This window comes from Gluconobacter sp. DsW_058, assembly GCF_002153615.1.
Classification (GTDB): Bacteria; Pseudomonadota; Alphaproteobacteria; order Acetobacterales; family Acetobacteraceae; genus Gluconobacter; species Gluconobacter cerinus.
Genome location: NZ_JOPH01000012.1, coordinates 1 through 894 on the forward strand (window position 1 = coordinate 1; position 894 = coordinate 894).

Here is an 894-nt window from a genome sequence, read left to right on the forward strand (position 1 = left end):
CAATGAAGATTCCGTTGTTAATAACTACCCCACAGCTTCGCAATTTTATACCTTTAAGCATACCGGTCAAAGTTATGGGCATACCGCAGGCTTCGATGCCAAGAACAATGACTACTGGAAGAACAACCTCGATATCTGGAACGAAATATTCCTCACTGCCCCCATACACGCTGTTGTTAATGACAAGTTGAGCTTTGATCTTAAGCCTTATTATAACTGGGGACGTGGCTGGGATGGTGGCCCCAATGGCACAGCCAGCGCAGGGGAATATACTTATAGGGATGGTACGGCTATTGCAGCGGGAACTCCTCTGACCAGCTATTACAACCAGACTCTGTCGATGAATGTCGGTGTCACTGCACAGGGTAACTATGATATCGACCGCCATAACCATTTAACGTTCGGTTACTGGTATCAGAATTCTAACTCTATTGCTTATTTCCCAGTCAGTGTGACCAAGGCCAATGGCGTCAATCCTCATCCCGACAACTTGAATTATGCTGTGTATTCTGATGGTGTACGTAGCAACTATGGCAGTAATTCTGGATCAGAAACTCACGCTCTTTTTATTCAAAACACAGCAAAGTACCTCAATGACAAGCTCCAGATTGATGGGGGCTTCAAATTTGTGATGTCGAATATCTGGACAATGTCCGCTGCTACTCATAGCAACGCCCATGGAGAGAACATCACAGCCCCTCTGCCACATTTTTCGATTAGCTATCATTTCAATAGTCATCACCAGATCTATATTAATGCCGAAGGGGACTTCCGTCAGCCTAGCGCATCTGCGCTTTCTGTTGGTGCCTCGTCTGGAACGATGCCCAAAAACCAGTATTCGATCAAAGAAGAACTGGGATATCGCTACAACGATAAGTACATCAATCTTGACCT

The 894-nt window shown here is 45.3% G+C and carries 1 protein-coding gene; it reads left to right on the forward strand.

Annotation, left to right across the window (positions count from 1 at the left end; translation table 11 throughout):
- On the forward strand, positions 1-894 hold an 894-nt coding region (locus HK24_RS05555; RefSeq protein ID WP_143412293.1), incomplete at both ends, for a TonB-dependent receptor.